The 16,904-nt window shown below is 64.4% G+C and carries 17 protein-coding genes and 1 pseudogene; 9 read left to right on the forward strand and 9 right to left on the reverse strand.

The features are described 5' to 3' along the window. The first annotated feature begins 98 nt into the window (after window positions 1-98). From BANT918_RS12075 to BANT918_RS12090, 4 genes and pseudogenes are all read left to right on the forward strand, one after another. Window positions 99-308, forward strand: coding sequence for a heavy-metal-associated domain-containing protein (locus BANT918_RS12075; RefSeq protein ID WP_101620488.1), 210 nt, complete (start codon window positions 99-101; stop codon window positions 306-308). Then, window positions 305-460, forward strand: coding sequence for a hypothetical protein (locus tag BANT918_RS17455; protein ID WP_167389465.1), 156 nt, complete (start codon window positions 305-307; stop codon window positions 458-460). The genes BANT918_RS12075 and BANT918_RS17455 overlap by 4 nt, the downstream gene beginning before the upstream one ends. Then, window positions 460-2,804 (forward strand): annotated as a pseudogene (locus tag BANT918_RS12080) (heavy metal translocating P-type ATPase). Before BANT918_RS17455 ends, BANT918_RS12080 begins: the two are co-directional and overlap by 1 nt. A 249-nt stretch (window positions 2,805-3,053) precedes the next feature. Beyond that, window positions 3,054-3,464: a metal-sensitive transcriptional regulator gene (locus tag BANT918_RS12090; RefSeq protein ID WP_101620489.1), complete on the forward strand. Its 411-nt coding sequence runs from the start codon at window positions 3,054-3,056 to the stop codon at window positions 3,462-3,464. 37 nt (window positions 3,465-3,501) lie between these two features. Here BANT918_RS12090 and BANT918_RS12095 read toward each other — a convergent pair whose 3' ends face one another. The 3 genes from BANT918_RS12095 to BANT918_RS12105 all read right to left on the reverse strand — a co-directional run bounded on the left by BANT918_RS12095 (window position 3,502) and on the right by BANT918_RS12105 (window position 6,139). Then, the gene (locus BANT918_RS12095) at window positions 3,502-4,104 is read right to left on the reverse strand and encodes a recombinase family protein (protein WP_101620490.1); all 603 of its coding nucleotides are present in this window, start codon (window positions 4,102-4,104) and stop codon (window positions 3,502-3,504) included. A 165-nt stretch (window positions 4,105-4,269) separates the two neighbouring features. Further along, complete coding sequence (locus BANT918_RS12100) at window positions 4,270-5,145, reverse strand: aminoglycoside phosphotransferase family protein (RefSeq protein WP_101620491.1); 876 nt, start codon at window positions 5,143-5,145, stop codon at window positions 4,270-4,272. Window positions 5,146-5,359: 214 nt separating this feature from the next. After that, complete coding sequence (locus BANT918_RS12105) at window positions 5,360-6,139, reverse strand: acetoin reductase (protein WP_101620492.1); 780 nt, start codon at window positions 6,137-6,139, stop codon at window positions 5,360-5,362. 344 nt (window positions 6,140-6,483) lie between these two features. Here BANT918_RS12105 and BANT918_RS12110 point away from each other — a divergent pair, with 344 nt between their 5' ends. Genes BANT918_RS12110 through BANT918_RS12120 form a run of 3 tightly spaced genes read left to right on the forward strand, consistent with a single transcriptional unit; the run spans window position 6,484 to window position 9,464 of the window. Then, the gene (locus BANT918_RS12110; protein WP_101620493.1) at window positions 6,484-7,110 is read left to right on the forward strand and encodes a recombinase family protein; all 627 of its coding nucleotides are present in this window, start codon (window positions 6,484-6,486) and stop codon (window positions 7,108-7,110) included. A 19-nt stretch (window positions 7,111-7,129) separates the two neighbouring features. Next, on the forward strand, window positions 7,130-8,572 hold the full coding sequence (locus BANT918_RS12115; protein WP_233430475.1) for a Mu transposase C-terminal domain-containing protein: 1,443 nt from the start codon (window positions 7,130-7,132) through the stop codon (window positions 8,570-8,572). Continuing rightward, the gene (locus BANT918_RS12120) at window positions 8,559-9,464 is read left to right on the forward strand and encodes an AAA family ATPase (protein WP_101620495.1); all 906 of its coding nucleotides are present in this window, start codon (window positions 8,559-8,561) and stop codon (window positions 9,462-9,464) included. Before BANT918_RS12115 ends, BANT918_RS12120 begins: the two co-directional genes overlap by 14 nt. A 70-nt stretch (window positions 9,465-9,534) precedes the next feature. Here BANT918_RS12120 and BANT918_RS12125 read toward each other — a convergent pair whose 3' ends face one another. The 6 genes from BANT918_RS12125 to BANT918_RS12150 form a co-directional block, all read right to left on the reverse strand. Beyond that, a complete protein-coding gene (locus BANT918_RS12125) occupies window positions 9,535-10,107 on the reverse strand; it encodes an NUDIX hydrolase (RefSeq protein WP_069599206.1) in 573 nt (190 codons plus the stop codon). Beyond that, window positions 10,088-10,756 (reverse strand): DUF402 domain-containing protein, encoded by a 669-nt coding sequence (locus BANT918_RS12130; protein ID WP_069601218.1) that lies wholly within the window; start codon window positions 10,754-10,756, stop codon window positions 10,088-10,090. Before BANT918_RS12130 ends, BANT918_RS12125 begins: the two co-directional genes overlap by 20 nt. A 75-nt stretch (window positions 10,757-10,831) precedes the next feature. After that, window positions 10,832-11,083: a hypothetical protein gene (locus BANT918_RS12135; protein ID WP_145996984.1), complete on the reverse strand. Its 252-nt coding sequence runs from the start codon at window positions 11,081-11,083 to the stop codon at window positions 10,832-10,834. A gap of 88 nt (window positions 11,084-11,171) precedes the next feature. After that, complete coding sequence (locus BANT918_RS12140; protein WP_096159535.1) at window positions 11,172-11,549, reverse strand: hypothetical protein; 378 nt, start codon at window positions 11,547-11,549, stop codon at window positions 11,172-11,174. Beyond that, on the reverse strand, window positions 11,546-12,715 hold the full coding sequence (locus BANT918_RS12145; protein WP_167389466.1) for a serine hydrolase domain-containing protein: 1,170 nt from the start codon (window positions 12,713-12,715) through the stop codon (window positions 11,546-11,548). Before BANT918_RS12145 ends, BANT918_RS12140 begins: the two co-directional genes overlap by 4 nt. 37 nt (window positions 12,716-12,752) lie before the next feature. Then, a complete protein-coding gene (locus BANT918_RS12150; RefSeq protein ID WP_035278396.1) occupies window positions 12,753-13,331 on the reverse strand; it encodes an ArsR/SmtB family transcription factor in 579 nt (192 codons plus the stop codon). A gap of 103 nt (window positions 13,332-13,434) precedes the next feature. Between BANT918_RS12150 and BANT918_RS12155 the strand changes: the two genes are divergently transcribed. Further along, complete coding sequence (locus tag BANT918_RS12155) at window positions 13,435-14,154, forward strand: HdeD family acid-resistance protein (protein WP_101620498.1); 720 nt, start codon at window positions 13,435-13,437, stop codon at window positions 14,152-14,154. Window positions 14,155-14,225: 71 nt separating this feature from the next. After that, window positions 14,226-16,871: a trehalose-phosphatase gene (gene otsB, locus BANT918_RS12160; RefSeq protein ID WP_101620499.1), complete on the forward strand. Its 2,646-nt coding sequence runs from the start codon at window positions 14,226-14,228 to the stop codon at window positions 16,869-16,871. The last annotated feature ends 33 nt before the right edge of the window (window positions 16,872-16,904 follow it).

The following is a 16,904-nucleotide window of genomic DNA, read 5'->3' on the forward strand; positions in this document are numbered from 1 at the left end:
GCCTCCGCGATTCGAAACACCCTTGGCCTGGATACCCCCGTCGGGTATACCTGGTGAATGTGATACCCGCTGGGGGTATTCATTGAAGGAGGTCCGGAATGGCTACCACGAGGTTCTCTGTCCGCGGTATGACGTGCGGTCACTGCGAGATGTCGGTGCGGGAAGAAGTCCAGGAGATCGCCGGCGTCACCGATGTCGAGGTCTCCCACGAAACCGGACAGCTCGTCGTCACCTCGGAAGCCGGCGTCGACTCCGCGGCGGTCGTCGCGGCGGTCGAGGAGGCCGGCTACCAGGCGGTGCCTGCGTGAGTCCCGGCATCCGCCTGACGCTGTACGCGGCCGTACTGCTGGCGGTCTTCACCGCCGCGTACGGCGCGGGCAGCGCCTTCATCCCCAACTCCCTCGTGGAGTCCTGGATGCAAGACCTTGAGCAGGACCACCACGAGAAGGAAGGTGCCTGATGGCCGTCCAGCCCTCTGACACATCGCTGGCTCGCGACTCCGAACCGCAGACCGTCGCCGTGGAGCTCGACATCGAGGGCATGACGTGCGCCTCGTGCGCAAACCGGATCGAGCGCAAGCTCAACAAGCTCGACGGTGTCAGCGCCAGCGTCAACTACGCCACCGAGCAGGCCCGAGTCACCGCACCTGCCGGATTCGACCCCCAGCGTCTGATCACCACGGTCGAGGACGCCGGCTATCAGGCCCAGCTGCCCGCGTCTGCCGGACCCGCCGACGACGGCGACTCCACGGGAGCGGACCGCAAAGACCGCGAGCTGGAGGTGCTGCGTCAACGACTGCTCATCAGCGTCGCGTTGGCGGTGCCGGTCATTCTCATCTCGATGATCCCCGCCCTGCAGTTCACCTACTGGCAGTGGCTGTGCCTAACCCTGGCCGCCCCGGTCATCATCTGGGGCGGCTGGCCGTTCCACCGCGCCGCCTGGATCAACCTCCGTCACGGTGCGGCGACCATGGACACCCTGATCTCCGTCGGCACGCTGTCGGCGCTGGCCTGGTCGCTCTACGCATTGTTCTTCGGCACCGCAGGAGAACCCGGCATGACCCACGCCTTCGAGCTGACCGTCGAACCCACCGACGGAGCCTCCAGCATCTACCTCGAAGTCGGTGCCGGCGTGATCATGTTCGTGCTGCTCGGCCGCTACTTCGAAAAGCGCTCCAAACGCCAAGCCGGCGCAGCGCTGCGTGCCCTGCTCGAACTCGGCGCGAAAGACGTCGGCGTGCTGCGCAACGGCACGGAGGTGCGCATCCCGACCGCCGACCTGACCGTCGGGGATGAGTTCGTCGTCCGCCCGGGTGAGAAGATCGCCACCGACGGCGTCGTCGTCGCCGGCAGCTCCGCCGTCGATGAGTCGATGCTCACCGGTGAATCCATGCCCGTCGAGGTCAGCGAGGGCGACACCGTCACCGGCGCAACCGTCAACTCCGGAGGCCGGCTCCTCGTGCGGGCCGCCCGCGTCGGGTCAGACACCCAGCTGGCCCAGATGGCCCAACTGGTCGAACAGGCCCAATCCGGCAAGGCCGAGATCCAACGCCTCGCCGATCGCATCTCCGGGGTCTTCGTCCCGATCGCGATCGCCATCGCCGTCGCCACGCTGGGCGCCTGGCTCGGTGCCGGCTTCCCACCCGCAGCAGCCTTCACCGCCGCTGTCGCCGTCCTCATCATCGCCTGCCCCTGCACACTCGGACTGGCCACCCCCACCGCCCTGCTGGTCGGCACCGGACGCGGCGCCCAGCTGGGAATCCTCATCAAGGGCCCCGAGGTCCTCGAATCGACCCGCAAGGTCGACACCGTGGTGCTCGACAAGACCGGCACCGTGACCACCGGGTCCATGACCCTGCAGACGGTCCACCCCGCCGCAGGCGTCACCGTCGAGGAGCTGCTCCGCCTGGCCGGTGCCGCGGAGGCCGGCTCCGAACACCCGATCGCCCGCGCCATCACGCACGCAGCCGCCGAGCAGCTCGGCACGCTGCCCGACGTCGAGTCCTTCGCCAACCGCGAGGGCAAGGGGATCGAGGCTGTCATCGATGGTCACCTCGTCGTCGTCGGCCGGACCACCATGCTCGACGACTGGTCCCTGACCCTGCCCAGCGCCCTGGCGCACGCAAAAATAGCCGCCGAGGACAAGGGGCACACCGCAGTCGTCGTCGGGTGGGACGGTCAAGCCCGAGGCGTTCTAACCGTTGCCGACCAGATCAAGGACACCAGCGCCGAAGCCATCGCCCATTCCGCGCTCTCGGCCTCACACCCGTGCTGCTGACCGGTGACAACACGACCGTCGCCGAGCACGTCGCATCCCAGGTCGGAATCGAACAGGTCATCGCGGAGGTGCTGCCCGCCGACAAAGTCAGAGTGGTCGCCCAACTGCAGGAAGACGGCCGGGTCGTCGCAATGGTCGGCGACGGCGTCAACGACGCGGCCGCACTGGCCCAGGCCGATCTCGGTCTGGCGATGGGCACCGGCACCGACGTCGCGATCGAGGCCGCAGACATCACACTGGTCCGGGGAGACCTGCGATCGGCGACCGATGCCATCAGACTGGCGCGCAAAACACTCGGCACGATCAAGGGCAATCTCTTCTGGGCCTTCGCCTACAACACCGCCGCGATTCCGCTGGCAGCTCTCGGACTGCTCAACCCGATGCTCGCCGGCGCCGCAATGGCCTTCTCCAGCATCTTCGTCGTCAGCAACAGCCTGCGGCTTCAAACCTTCAAATCCCAAACCGCGGAAGCGCCAAGCACCACTGCAGTGCGGAGCGACCGCGAGCTGACCACCCAGCAGAACTGACGGAAGAGGACGCTCTCATGACACTCCACAATCACCACGACCATGCAGCACCCGGTGCCAGCAACGCATGCGGTGGGCACGGCCCCTCGCCCGCAGACGTGGCCCAAGTGTCCACCGCAGATGTTGCCGAGTGCCCCGTCATGATCGGCGCCACTGTCGTCAAGGCGCAGGCCGAAGAAGCAGGGCTGTACCGCGACTACCACGGTCAGCGGTACTGGCTGTGCTGCGACACGTGCAGCGCGCTCTTTGATGCGAACCCCGCCGAATACGCCAGTCCTAGCGGGGCGGCAACCCGCCCGGAACTCACGACAACGGAAGATACGACGATGGACCTCACACCGCCCCCCCCCCGACACCTCAACCGACGAATGCCACACCACCCACGGCTACATCACCGACAAGGATCGATACCTAGCCCGCCTCAAACGCATTGAAGGCCAAGCCCGAGGCATCCAGCGAATGGTCGACGAGGAACAGTACTGCATCGACATCCTCACCCAGATCTCAGCACTCACCTCCGCCCTCCGCAACGTCGGACTAGGGCTCCTCGATGACCACCTGAAACACTGCGTCGTAGACGCAGCGAAACACGGTGGAGAAGCCGCCGACACCAAAATCAAGGAAGCCACCGACGCCATCGCCCGCCTCGTACGCTCATAAGCAACTGTGAGGCGGCACGGCAAGTGCTCGACTCTCCTCACGCTCGGGGCTCGGCCGCCTCCTCTAAACTGTTGGCCTCGTCGGGCACCAGTGCCAGGTAGCGGTACACGGTGGCCCGGCTGACGCCCAGCAGTTTGGAGATCTCCGGGGGAGTGAGCCCGGCGTGCCGGTACTGGCCAGCCTGCCGCACTTTCTCGGTGTCGGGGGTGACGGCCGGTCGGCCGCCCTTGCGTCCGCGGGCGGCGGCGGCCGCCAGGCCGGCTCGGGTGCGTTCGGCCAGCTGGTCGCGTTCGAGTTGGGCGAAGGCGGACATGACGGTGAGCATGGCCTTGCCCATCGGTCCGGTCGTGGTGATCCCCTCAGTCAGTGACCGGAAGTGGATGCCCTGGGACTCGAGGGAGTCGACGAGGTCGAGCAGCTGGCGGGTGTTGCGGCCCAGTCGGTCGAGCTTCCACACGACCAGCTCGTCCCCGGCGCGGGCATTGTCCAGCAGCCTCTCCAACTCGGGGCGCTTGGCCTTCGTCCCGCTGATGCCGTGATCGGTGTAGACCTTGAGACATCCCGCGCTTTCAAGGGCGCGGATCTGCAAGTCCGCGCTCTGCTCCGTTGTGCTGACACGCGCGTACCCCAGACTCGCCATCCCCGCCTCTTCTCAAAACCCATTCTGCTTCCTCTAGTTGAGACTCTAGCGAATGAGACAGTCGAATGAGACGAAGCCCGCCGACGGCTGCGGATGAGTAATCTGTGGGTGTGCACGGTTGATGGCGGGGTTTTCGCAGCGCTACTTGGCGCGGTGCGCCTCTTGTCAATCTGGTGTCTCTCCGTTGGGGTCGAACAGGGTGCGTTCGGCAGAGCGGTGGGCGAAGTTCGCAAGAGCGTGGTCTCGGAGCTGACCTAGCCCGGCTAGATGCGCAGAAGCGGCGACCTGTAGTGGGAGCGTGGCGCGGTGGAGCATCGCTCTTCGAACTGTCTCCACTGAGTCGAGTGATGCCAAGCGCGACGCACCATGGAAGCTGATGAGTGGTGCGATGTCGATTGCGGGATCGCCCATGCAGGCATGGTCGAAGTCGATGACAGAAGCAACGTTCTCCTCGGACCACAGAATGTTGTGAGGGCCGAAGTCGCCGTGGCAGAGAGTGGACGCCACATGGCTTTCAGCCTCGAGCAAGGTCTCGACCCGCTCCGCGGCGACACCGCCGACTGGCGTTCCGAGTCGTGGGATCAAGTCGCGTTGCACGATGTCCGGCCATCGGTCTCCGCCGCACCACGCTCTCACCGGGGGCAAAGAATCGCATGCCGATGACGCTGCTCGGAACGTGTTCAAGATTGCTGCATAGGCGGAGATCCTCTGGGCCGAGCAGGTAGTCAGATCAGCGGCAGGCGACCCTGGCACTGTGGTTAGAGAGGTGATCCATGTCCGTGGAGGTTTCGCCCAGTGAGGGCCGTCGAGGACTTGCGGGATGGTGAGCGGTAGTTGTGCCGCTTCCAGGGTCAAGAGCGTGTTCGCCTCACGTCGACTGCGTTCGCGTCCGCGTTGGCCGAGTGTGGCGCGAATCGATGGGCCGTCAGGGGCGGTCAGTACGAGATGGAAGGCCCCGTGATGCAAGTCGCCCGCATGCCACTGGTGCTCCGGCCACCGGGACAGCGCAGCTTCAACTAGAGCCTCCCGCGCGTCTCTCATCGTTCCACGCTAGCGCCCGAAGACGATCGGCCGCACTACGTCGCGGAAACCTACAGCTTTACGCGACGCCGCGTTTGGTGACTACGGCGCCGGCACGAGCTGGGTTGTGAGTCGCAACGGCAAGTGGCGGGGTTTTCGCGCCGGTAAATGGCGGTGCGGCAATTGAGGCGGCTCGATGCAGAGTGGATCGCCCCGGGCCTGGCGGAGGGCTTGATCAGCGGTAGACCAAGCCACCGTCGATCAGCGGGGTCTGACCGGTCATGTAGTCGGAGTCCGGACCGGCCAAGAACGACACGAACTTCGCGACGTCCTCCGGGGTCGACGGGCGCCCGAGCGCGATTCCCTCAGCGTACGTCTTGTAGGTCGCACCAATCTCGGCACCGGTCAGCTCAGCGAACCGCCGGTCGATCTCCTCCCACATGCCGGTTCCTACGATGCCGGGGGAGTAGCCGTTGACCGTGATACCGGCGCTGGCCAGTTCCTTGGCCGCAGTCGAGGTGATCGCTCGCACTGCGTGCTTGGTCGCGGAGTAGAGTCCGAGCATCGGGTAGGTCTCGTGCGCGGCGATGGAGTTCGCGTTGATGATCTTGCCGCCGTGTCCGAGCTCCTTGAACTTGACCGCCGCCACCTGCGTGCCGATGAGCACGCCCTTGACGTTGATGTTGAAGATCGTGTCGAATTCCTTCTCGGTGATCTCTTCGATGCTGTTGACCTGAGCGATCCCGGCGTTGTTCACGATGATGTCGAACCCGCCGAGTTCCTCGACCGTGCGATTGACCGCTGCCTCGAAACCGGCTTTGTCCGTCACATCTCCGCCGATGCTGATCGCCCGGCGACCTTCGGCTTCCACCTTGGTCTGAGTATCGCCGAGGGTATCCCCCTTCAGGTCGAAGAGGGCGAGATCGGCGCCGTCCTGAGCGAGCCGAAGCGCGATGGCCTGACCGATTCCCTGCGCCGCTCCGGTGACGAATGCGACCTTTCCTGCGATTGACATGGTCAACCTTCCTTCCCCTGATTGTTCATTCTTGAACTATGTGTTCTGCTGCAGTCGGCATTATAGGAAGCCAAAATCGCCTCATTGGCCGATGCTTTCAGTCTATAGGCCCTGCCCGCGGTTGACGAGCGAAATGAAGATTGCCGAGGCTAACGTTCAGTCGGCTTCACGGCATTCCGTGCAGACAGCTTTGGAAACTGGACGTCCCAGTTCCTTGGTTCTGGGACACCGAAGACGAACATCCGCATCGATCGCTCCCGGGCATGAATTTCCGTCCCACAAGTACGGCCCAGATTGGCATCCCATCCATCCCGTACAGAATCAGCTTTTGGTATGATCGACGTATGGAATTGGGGTACGCGCGGGTTTCGACGGTCAAGCAAGACCTGGACCGGCAGATCGATGCTCTGGGTCAGACCGGCATCGCGGCCGAACGGATCTATGTGGACAAGAAGTCTGGGTCCACGGTCGATCGCCCCGGCCTGCGCGCGGTCCTGGAGTATGCCCGCGATGGTGACGTGATCGTCGTCCACACCCTCGACCGGCTCGGGCGAACGGTGCGCGACACGCTGAACCTGATCCATGATCTTTCTGAGCGCAACATCGGGGTGCGGAACCTCGCCGACCCGATCAAAGTGGACTCCTCCAACCCGGACGATCCGATGGCCCAGCTGTCCGTGGTGCTGCTGGCGCTGTTCGGACAGATGGAACGGACCTACACCCTGGAGCGCGCCGCCCATGCCCGAGCGATGGCGACCGCGAAAGGCCGACGCGTCGGGCGGCCGTCTGTGGTGGATCCGGACAAGCTGGCCTACGCGGAGCACCTGCGGACGCTCGGGCACACGATGGCCGAGATCGTGGCCAAGACCGGGATCACCCGTACCAGCCTATACCGCCATCTGCCACCGCGGCCTCCCGAATCGGTGACCGCCGGCCCGGAGCCTGCGGCCGACCCAGGCCCCGAGACCTGAACCTACGCAGGTGATCGTCATGGCGCAGATGAGCCCACAGGAGAGACTCACTCTGCTGCGCCAGCACCAGGACGGTGCCCCCTGGACACGGATCGCTGCGGAATCAGGCGTGCCAGTGCGAACACTGGCACGCTGGGCCGCGCAGTACCGTGCTGACCCAGCCTCCCGTGGCCTGCAACGCCTCCGCCGCGCCGATCACGGGACGAGGCGGATACCGCCAGAGCTGGTGGAGATGATCGAAGCTCTGGCGCTTCGCCGTCCTGAGCCCACGGCTGCATTCGTTCATCGCCGCGTCAGCGACATCGCTGAGAATCAGGGACTGACCGCGCCGAGCTACTCCAGCGTCCGGGCGATCATCGGTGCCATCGATCCGGGCCTGCGCACGCTCGCTCAGCACGGCGATGCCGCGTACCGGGACCAGTTCGAAGCCGTTCTCCGCCGTGCCGCAGCACGCCCGAACGAGCAATGGCAGGCCGACCACACGCTCCTCGACATCGCGATCCTCGACACGACCGGCACCCCAGCGCGGCCGTGGTTGACGGTGCTGCTGGATGACCACTCCCGTGCCGTCGCCGGCTACACCCTCTTTTTGGGCGCCCCGTCGTCCGAGCAGACGGCGCTGGCCCTGCACCAAGCGGTCCACCACAAGACGAATCCTGCCTGGCCCGTCTGCGGCCTGCCCGATGTGCTCTACTCCGATCACGGCTCGGATTTCACTTCCGCCCGCCTCGAGCGGGTCTGCCTGGACACGCAGATCCAGCTCGTCCACTCCCGGATCGGTATTCCGCAGGGACGCGGGAAGATCGAGCGGTTCTACGGCTCCATCACCACCGAGCTCCTACCGCACCTGCCCGGACATATCCCGCATGGAACGAAGGGAGAACCCCTCACGACCCCGACGCTGAGTCTTGAGCAGCTCGACGCGATCCTGGAACGGTTCATCGTCACCGAGTATCACCAGCGTCCACACTCCGAAACTCACCAAGCGCCGGCCCACCGCTGGGCAGCCTCCGGCTTCATTCCCCGCGCCCCGGCGCGACCGGAGGACCTGGACTTGCTTCTGCTGACTGCGGCGACCACGCGGAAGGTCCAACGCGACGGAATCCAGTTCGCCTCCACTCGGTACGTGTCCCCAGTGCTGGCCGCCTATGTCGGCGAACATGTCACCGTCCGGTTCAACCCGCGCGATGTCGGCGAGATCCGTGTCTACTTCAACGACGAGTTTCTTTGCCGTGCGATCGCTCCCGAGCTCGCCGCCGATTCCATTTCACTGCGTGAGCTACAGGCTGCCCGGTCGAGGCGACGCCGTGACCTCAAGCGACAGTTGCGACACCGCCGCAGCCTGGCCGACGCGCTGCCGACCGACACCCGGTACGTCCCACCTGAACCTCCCGCGGTGGAACCGGTCAGCGTCGACGAAGTCCCGCCACGACACGGATTGCGTCTCTATGCCACCGAATAAGTCCAAACACAGCCTTCTCAAGGAAGGCGACGACGGTCGCCGATTCCTTCTCGACGATTTCGGGGAGGTCAACGCCAGCGCCCCGCCACGACCCGACTTGCCGCCCTTCCAGATCACTCATGAGCACCGTCGCTTCGCCGAGTTCGCCGACGCGGTGCGCACCCACCGCTATATCGGCCTGTGCTGGGGACCACCGGGGGTCGGCAAGACCCTCTCCGCCCGGCACTACGCCGGTGCCGATGACTGGGAACAATGGGATTCCATCTTCACCGAGGACCTCGGCCCCGTACCGGAACGGGTGCTCGATGCTCGCACCGCGTTCTTCACCCCCACCGTCGCCGCGACCCCGCGCCAGATCGATCAAGGGCTACCGCGTGCTTGCCAACGAATCTCCTTTGCCGTGGACTTCGCCGAACACGGCGTTGTCGACCCCTACGTCCACACCCAGTCCCGCTCGAGCGGGCGCACCGAGCTGCTCATCATCGATGAAGCCGACCGCCTCAAGACCACCGGCCTTGAGCAGGTCCGTGACTACTTCGACCATCACCACATGGGCGTCATCCTCATCGGCATGCCTGGGATCGAGAAACGCCTCGCTCGCTACCCGCAGCTCTACAGTCGCATCGGCTTCGCCCACGAGTACCGCCACCTGTCCCCGGACGAACTCACTGCAGTCCTGGCCAGACGGCTCCCCGCGGCAGGCGACGCAGCGGACGGCGGTGTGGCTCACGCGACCGCCATCGCGACCATCGTTCGGATCACTGCCGGCAACTTCCGTCTCGTCGACCGATTACTCACCCAGATCGAACGCGTGCAAACAGTGAACGATCTCGATGTGCTGACACCCGAGGTTGTTGAAGCCGCGCGTCAGGCCCTTCTCATCGGCCATTAAGCGCTGCAAAAACCACGCCACTTACCTCTGCGACTCACAGCTGAAGTCACGCCGAGGTGGATCTGACGTCTCATAAAACTAAAGGTTTAAGAGGCGACATAAGTCCGCGACTTGCGGCCATCGTCCGCGCAATGATCAGCGTTGGATCGACGATTTCACCTTTTGTGATCATCGAATCCAGCTCCTCTACACGTAGCCAAACAGCGCTAACCTGCTCCGCCGGATCGTCTCGAGCTGCGGTCCCCTTTATCGTTGCCTCTGACGAAAAGAAGAGGTGCACGGGCCAGCTTGCCCGGCCAGGGTTCAAGAAGAAGGTATGGAGGGACATCAAGCTTGTCGGCACAATCCCCGCTTCTTCCTCAAGTTCGCGACGGGCCGTGTCTATCGGCTCCTCGCCATCTTCGGCTCCACCGGCAGGTAGATCGAAGATCCAGCGATCTATCGGGTAACGATACTGCCGAGTGACCAATACGTGATCGCCGTTAACGACAAGAACCGCGGCCGCGAATGGAACACTCTCGTCGACCTCGTAGTGAGTTTGCGAACCGTCGGGGAGAGTAACGGTGTGCTCGAAAAGCACTACACGCCCTTGGTGAATCTGGCGGCGATCAACAGTCTCCCACTTAGTCTCCTCCTGCGACATCTTCAAACTCCCAGTTGGCATCGGCAGGCAAAGTTGGCACGGTCCAATCGGGGTCCGGCTGAAAGCCCTCGTATCCGGCGTTGAACGGGAATTCCCAGTGCTCGACATCTTTCACGGCTTGCTGTGCCACTTGTCTGATCTGCTCCACCTTGGCTGTCGAGAACACCCCGGCGCGGTGGGCGAGCTCAAGTTCATCTTCGTCTTTGAAAGCGTAGATGCGATCAGGGCTGACGAGAACGTCGAGCACGAGGTCTGAGGTTTCGATGCCGGAATCCGACCGTGTGAATTCTTCTTCGATGTTCACGTAATAGGAGTTACGGATTCCCGCCTTTGTCTCGAAGAACCAGACAGAGTACATGGTGTTTGGCTGGAAGACTGCAAGTATCCCGGAGCCTACCCAGTTTCTGACTGCTTGGGCTCGTGGGGCGGTGAAGCGATCTGTCCCGCTGAGGGAGCGCAGGTCCTGCCCATCAGCACTGACTTGATAGAGCATTCGTGTCCCCGCGGCCATCCACACGGCAAGGTGCTGATCATCATCAGCGATTACAGTTACTGGCCGTTGATCCACGAGTCCGGGAAAGTCTGGGTCGCGGTAAGTCCAGAAAATTCTGTCGCCTCGTTGCCAACGCTGATGCTGCTGATCACTCATGCTCGCAACATACCAGGACATGCCGAGCCCCTAAATCATCTGCATCGCCACTGTGCAATGGAAAAGCACCGCCACTTATCGCTGAACCTCACAGTCCTCGCCCTCGCCGTTGCTTCCGCGAGTGGTGTCGGTGGTCCGTGGCTCGGCCGGACCGTCGCCACGCAGGATCCAATAGATCCCCATCCCCATGGCGAAGCCGAAGATGGCGAACGGGATCACCAACCCAGGCTCTGTGGTCAGTCCCGCGATAACACCGACGACGGCGCCGATGGCGGCGTATATCCACAATCGCGGGAGACGACGACCTTCTTTAGGCAATGGGCTCATACAACGAAACTAGTTCGATGCCAGCTCCCGTAGGTCGCCGACACATGAAGCTCAGGTGAAATGCGACCGTCGCGTGCCATCGGCAGTCTCAACCCAGCATGAACCCGGGAATCACCAGCGCACCCGCAGCAGCCGCCGTCATCACGCTCGATACTCCGAGGCTGGTCACCTCTGACCGTTTGGCCGCTGCACCATCGGCGGCCCAGGGAAGTTGCGACCAAGCCCTCGCTGCCAGATACACGCCGAAGACGTACCCGCCGAGGCAGAGTATCCAGACGTAGATGAACCAAGATGTCCAACCACCGTAGTCTGCAATCAATCGGACAAGCAGAAGCATGGCGAGAGCAACGAGGACATTGCTCAGCAGCACGGTCCGGGTGAGAGCTCGAGAAGCCTTGATCGCAGAGAAGGCACCCCAGCCGATGACGATCGCACATGCGATCTGAGAGAAGAGTTCTGGATTCATGAGTGCGCTCCTGCCTGATCGCCGTGTACCTGCGCAGAGTGCCGGGTTGCCACCGAGGCTTCACGTGTTGAGATCACGTCGGCGGCATCGTCAACGGAGATTGCCGACTCGGCGAGGACGATGATCCCCTGCGACGTCTTCGGATCGAAACCGAGGAACGAGCGGTACCCGCCCGTGCCGCCGTTGTGCCAGGTGAGATTGGGACTGCGATCCTTCGTGGTGAGCCACGCCCAGCCGATTCGATCCGATTCGTCGTAAGCCTCACGCGGCTGGACTGCACTCGCACCTGGGGCGGACCCGTCCATCGTCGCGCGCAGCCAGATGCTCATGTCGTGGGCAGTTGATCTGATGGCACCCGAGGGCGCAGTCCCGCCCAGCGTCCATGGCGCTGCAGGCAATCCGGACGCCGTGTAGCCATGCGAGAGTCCCTCCGCCGATCCGGGCACGTAGGTGTCCGTCATTCCCAAGGGCTCCGTAATCCGGTCCCTGACGAGATCGCCGTAGCTGGAGTCCGTGACCGTCGCGAGTGCTTGTCCGAGGATCCCGAATGCGAAGTTCGAGTACTCCGGCTCCTGCTCACCCACGTCGACGTCCTTGAGCGAGTCGACGAGGTCCGTCGCAGTCCCGCGATAAGGGTCGGTATGGATATAGCCCGATAGGAATGTCGCCAGGCCATCACCGAAACTCCGCGCCGGCTCCTGAGCGGGCAGTCCTGAACGCTGCGTGGCGATCGATGCCAGAGTCACCTCGGCGACCTCACCGTCGAGTTCGGGCCAGACCTCGCCGAGGTTGGTCTCCTCGTCGATCTCCCCGCGTTCGATCGCATCAGCGTAGAGCGCTGCAGTGATGGTCTTCGTGATCGATCCGATTTCGAACCCCGAAGTCTCGTCAGCACCGACCCCTCCCCAGGTGACGTCATCGCCGTCGATCTTCGCCGCTGCCACATGGTGCCAGTGTCCGCTGTCGAGGGCGTTCTCGACCTGGCTGACCAGAGCGGCGTCGCCGGTGGTCTCGCCCTGGAACCCACGTGGAAACGGAGTGATGAGCAGAAGCAGGACCCCCGCGATCGCAGCGGCGAGCACCGCGATCCATGTCCGCTGAGCCCGCGGCTCTTCTGAGGTCGAGCGTGGATGTGGATTGTTGGAGTTCGCGGAGGCGGTGTTCATGGGGGCTCCTGAGTGAGTGTCAGTGCGTGTCTGCGTGTCAGTGAGTGCCGATGAGGATGAGGGTGAGGAGGGGAATGATCTTCTGACCGGGTACGCGCCAGTGGCCTCGGCGCGAGTTCTCGAGCCAGCCTGCCCCGGCCAGGGCATGGATGTGGTGGTAGATCTGGCCGGTCGTGCCGAATCGTTCGTCCTCGCCGAGCTGGGCGACGGTAGTCGTCCCCTCATAGATGGCCTGCAGGAGTTCGAGGCGGACCGGGTGGCCCAGTGCTGCCAGGGCGGGGGCAGCCTCGGCGAAATTGAGGTCATTGATCGCTGCCGACGGCAGCCCCATCTGCCAGGACACCGGAGATTCCCCACCCGGGGGAGTGGTATGTCCGGTGTAGACGACTCCACCCTCGTCTCCCGCTCGATCGATGAGGCCGTTCAGCGCCCAGAAGGTGTCGTCATCAGCGGTCGGGTTCGTGCTCTTCGTGCCATTCGGCGCCCGATCGGACTCAGCCTCGGCAGCCGGTGCAGTCGTGGGAACGGCATTCTCCAGCTCGGCGATCTTGCGCTCGAGCTCGGCCACGCGCTCCTCGACCGTGCGTGCGGATTGACCCTTCGACGACGAACTCATAAGCCCAGAATACACAAAGTACGTAATTACGTAAATACATGAGGAGGTTGTGTCCAGGCCAACACCAGACAGACTCAGGTGAGAGACCTAAACTGGTGTCGTGATGAGTACCGACGAACCGCGCACCGAGTCCACGCAACCGCGACCCGAGGCATTGCCTCAGGCCATCTCCGAGTCGAAGGCACTCGGTGCTCCGATGGTCGTCCGCGGAATCCTCGGCGTCGCCTTCGGCTTCGCGACGGTCTTCTGGCCACGCGATGCCGCCAGCCCCAAGCACCTGTCGATGGGCGTCGACATCGTCGACATCCTCTCCATCAGCTACCTGGTGCTGTTCGCTCTCGCCCTTGTCTACCAAGGCCTCCGCGCGCCGCTGAGTGTCCGCACTGCGGTCTATGGTCAAGTTGTCATCACGATCCCCGCGATCGTGTTCCTGTTCCTCGCAGATCAACCCGCGGAACTGCGCGCGGCACTGAGTATCTGGGCCCTGCTGCACGGGCTCATCGAGCTGTACAACTATCGTCAGCTCAAGTCCCACCCGATGGCCTCGGACTTCCTCATCGCGGCCGCCTGCCATGTACTCCTCGGTGTGATCCTCATCTTCGGCGACGGATTCGGTGCGCTGTGGATCCTCGGCTTCACCGGTGTGGCCACACTCATCGCCGGCGTCATCTTCATCATCGGCGGCTACTCGCGCATCAGCAAGGCCAAGCAGATCGCAGCCGACAAAGAACCATTCGTCGACGGACTCCCCGCCGCCGAAGCCGATGACCCAGACGTCCACGACGCTCCCGGCACGCCCGAGGCTCCCGAGGACAAGAACTGAGCCAGGCCGCGCAGCCGGCACAACCCACGTCACCCGACGCCCACAGCCGAACTCGAGAAGACCGAGGTGAGATGAGTACCGTCGAGCATGACTACGAGAATCTTTCTCCGCTGACTCCGATAGCCGCCTCCGTCAGCTCATCCGGCCTCCTGGGTGACCTGGCCGAGGCCAGCCGCGAACTCTCCCCGGAACTCTTCCGCCGCCTCTTCGAGGTCTCTCGTTCCTCCTCGCTTCTCATCGCCACAGACTACGACGGCACCATCGCACCGATCGTCGACCTGCCAGGTCAGGCGTTCCCGCTGGACTCCTCGGTCGACTCACTGCGCGCGCTCGCTCTGCTTCCGACCACCTCGGCGGGGGTGATCTCCGGGCGCAGCCTGCGCGACCTCGCGGCCATGTCACGGCTGCCGCGGGAGGTCCACCTCTTCGGCTCCCATGGTGGAGAGACGGACACGGTCGCCATCGACACCCTCGACGAGGAGCAGCGCACCGCCTTAGACGGACTCCGGCGAGACGTCTTCCAGACCCTGCCGACCACGATCATCGAACACAAGACCACCGGTGCCGCCGTGCACCTGCGCGGACTCGACGAGTCCGAACGTCAGGAGGTCGAAGACGCGGTCAACGACTTGGTCGAGGCCCACGTGATCTTCCCGACTCGGGGCAAGCAGGTCATCGACCTCTCGGTCGTCCCCTCGTCCAAGGCCGAGGCTCTGCAGCGCCTGCGGCAGCAGACCGGCGCCGAGGTGGTCGTGTTCATCGGCGACGACACCGCAGACGAATTCGCACTCGAAACACTCGGGGACCAGGATCTGGGGCTCAAGGTCGGCCGTGAACCCGGCGATACCCACGCCGACTACCGGATCAGCTCACCGGCCGAGGTCTCTGTCGTCCTCGCTGCGATCTACGAGCTGCGCAAATCCTGGCTCTTCGGCAGGCGCGCGACCCCGATCCATCGGCACAGCCTGCTGGGCAATGGGCAGTCGACGGCGCTCGTGGACCCGGGCGGCCGCATCTGCTGGATGCCGCACCCGCTGCCGCACTCCTCATCGATGTTCTCCGAGATCCTCGGCGCTGAGGCGGCCGGGTTCTTCGCTGTCGAAACAGAGGCCGGAACCGCGCCGCTGACGCAGCGCTACATCACCCACTCGACGCTGCTGGAGACCCGGTGGCCGGGGCTCAGCTGCCTCGACTACCTCGCCCCGGTCGATGCCAACAGTGATGACACCATCGTCGTGCGCGTGCTCACCGGCGACACCTCGGCCCGGATCCGCTTCGCCCCACGCCTCGACTATGCGACCGTGCCGACGCAGATGGTGCGCACCGACGACGGAGTGCAGGTGCTGGGGACCTCCGAGCCCATCTCCCTGATCGCACCGGGCATCGACTTCGAGATCAGCGATGTCGGGCAGTCTCACACCGCCGAGGCGGTCGTTGTGCCTTCGCAGCAACCCGGAGGAGCCGTCGTGCTGGTCTTGGCCTGCGGCACCGGAACCGGTGACGCGAGGTACATGGCCACCGGCGGAGAGCACCATGTGCGCGAACGCGCCCTGAACTTCTGGACCAACTGGGTCGATACGCTCAACATCCCCGGCCACCACCGCGAAGAGGTCATCCGCTCGGCCATCACCCTGCGCGCCCTCTGTCACGAACCGACCGGGGGAGTCCTCGCCGCACCCACGACCTCCCTGCCGGAGGGCATCGGCGGCGTGCGCAACTGGGACTACCGCTACACCTGGCTGCGCGACGGCTCGATGACCGTGCGCGCCCTGCTCGCGCTGGGATCGACCGGTGAGGCCGAGGGTTTCCTGTCCTGGCTCACGGGAATCCTGGCCCGCACTGTGTCTCCTGAACAGCTCCACCCGCTCTACGCCGTCGACGGCTCCGCCCTGACCACCGAGGCGGTGCTGGCCCATCTGCCTGGATACGCGGGTTCCCGGCCGGTGCGAGTGGGCAACGCGGCCGAACATCAGGTTCAGCTCGACGTCTTCGGGCCGGTCACCGAGCTCCTCAACGAGCTCAGCGAGCACCTCGGCGATCTTCCGGATTCCTATTGGCGACTGACCTGCCAGATGGTCGAGGCCGTGAGCAAGCGGTGGTTCGAGGCCGATCACGGCATCTGGGAGGCCAGGCGGCCGCCCAAGCACAACGTCTACACGCGTGTGATGTGCTGGGTGACGGTCGATCGGGCGCTGCAGATCGCCGAACGCTTCGGTCGTGAACTCCCCGGGGCCTGGCGGCAGCTGCGCGAGGAGATCGCCCACGATGTGCTCGAGAACGGGTACAACGAGGAGGTCGGGGCCTTCACCGTTGCCTACGGCGAGACCGATCTCGACTCGGCGTGCCTGTTCGTGGGACTCTCGGGTCTGCTGCCCGCCGATGATCCGCGCTTCATCTCGACAGTCGACGCCATCGAACGTGAACTGCGGGTGGGACCGACGGTCTTCCGCTACCGCTACGACGACGGGTTGCCCGGCCTTGAGGGCGGATTCCACATCTGCACGACCTGGCTCGTCGAAGCCTTCATCAAGGTCGGACGCATCGACGATGCCTGGGACCTGTTCCGGCAGGTGGACAACCTGCTGGGGCCGACCGGGCTGCTGGCCGAGGAGTACGATCCGGTCGCGGAGATGCACTTGGGCAACCACCCGCAGGCCTACTCGCATCTGGGCTACATCCGCGTCGCGCAGATGCTCGACGACTACCGTCCGAGCTGAGGGCAGACCTCGGCTCGGACGGCGGTACAGTGA

Origin of the sequence: Brevibacterium antiquum CNRZ 918 (genome assembly GCF_900169145.1) — a bacterium.
Classification (GTDB): domain Bacteria; phylum Actinomycetota; class Actinomycetes; order Actinomycetales; family Brevibacteriaceae; genus Brevibacterium; species Brevibacterium koreense.

Excerpts from the sequence above, each read along its gene's own strand:
- BANT918_RS12075 (WP_101620488.1), top strand. The coding sequence starts at position 99 with ATGGCTACCACGAGGTTCTCTGTCCGCGGTATGACGTGCGGTCACTGC.
- BANT918_RS12090 (WP_101620489.1), top strand. The coding sequence starts at position 3,054 with ATGCGAACCCCGCCGAATACGCCAGTCCTAGCGGGGCGGCAACCCGCC.
- BANT918_RS12095 (WP_101620490.1), bottom strand. The coding sequence starts at position 4,104 with ATGGCGAGTCTGGGGTACGCGCGTGTCAGCACAACGGAGCAGAGCGCG.
- BANT918_RS12100 (WP_101620491.1), bottom strand. The coding sequence starts at position 5,145 with ATGAGAGACGCGCGGGAGGCTCTAGTTGAAGCTGCGCTGTCCCGGTGG.
- BANT918_RS12105 (WP_101620492.1), bottom strand. The coding sequence starts at position 6,139 with ATGTCAATCGCAGGAAAGGTCGCATTCGTCACCGGAGCGGCGCAGGGA.
- BANT918_RS12110 (WP_101620493.1), top strand. The coding sequence starts at position 6,484 with ATGGAATTGGGGTACGCGCGGGTTTCGACGGTCAAGCAAGACCTGGAC.
- BANT918_RS12115 (WP_233430475.1), top strand. The coding sequence starts at position 7,130 with ATGGCGCAGATGAGCCCACAGGAGAGACTCACTCTGCTGCGCCAGCAC.
- BANT918_RS12120 (WP_101620495.1), top strand. The coding sequence starts at position 8,559 with ATGCCACCGAATAAGTCCAAACACAGCCTTCTCAAGGAAGGCGACGAC.
- BANT918_RS12125 (WP_069599206.1), bottom strand. The coding sequence starts at position 10,107 with ATGTCGCAGGAGGAGACTAAGTGGGAGACTGTTGATCGCCGCCAGATT.
- BANT918_RS12130 (WP_069601218.1), bottom strand. The coding sequence starts at position 10,756 with ATGAGTGATCAGCAGCATCAGCGTTGGCAACGAGGCGACAGAATTTTC.
- BANT918_RS12135 (WP_145996984.1), bottom strand. The coding sequence starts at position 11,083 with ATGAGCCCATTGCCTAAAGAAGGTCGTCGTCTCCCGCGATTGTGGATA.
- BANT918_RS12140 (WP_096159535.1), bottom strand. The coding sequence starts at position 11,549 with ATGAATCCAGAACTCTTCTCTCAGATCGCATGTGCGATCGTCATCGGC.
- BANT918_RS12145 (WP_167389466.1), bottom strand. The coding sequence starts at position 12,715 with ATGAACACCGCCTCCGCGAACTCCAACAATCCACATCCACGCTCGACC.
- BANT918_RS12150 (WP_035278396.1), bottom strand. The coding sequence starts at position 13,331 with ATGAGTTCGTCGTCGAAGGGTCAATCCGCACGCACGGTCGAGGAGCGC.
- BANT918_RS12155 (WP_101620498.1), top strand. The coding sequence starts at position 13,435 with ATGAGTACCGACGAACCGCGCACCGAGTCCACGCAACCGCGACCCGAG.
- otsB (WP_101620499.1), top strand. The coding sequence starts at position 14,226 with ATGAGTACCGTCGAGCATGACTACGAGAATCTTTCTCCGCTGACTCCG.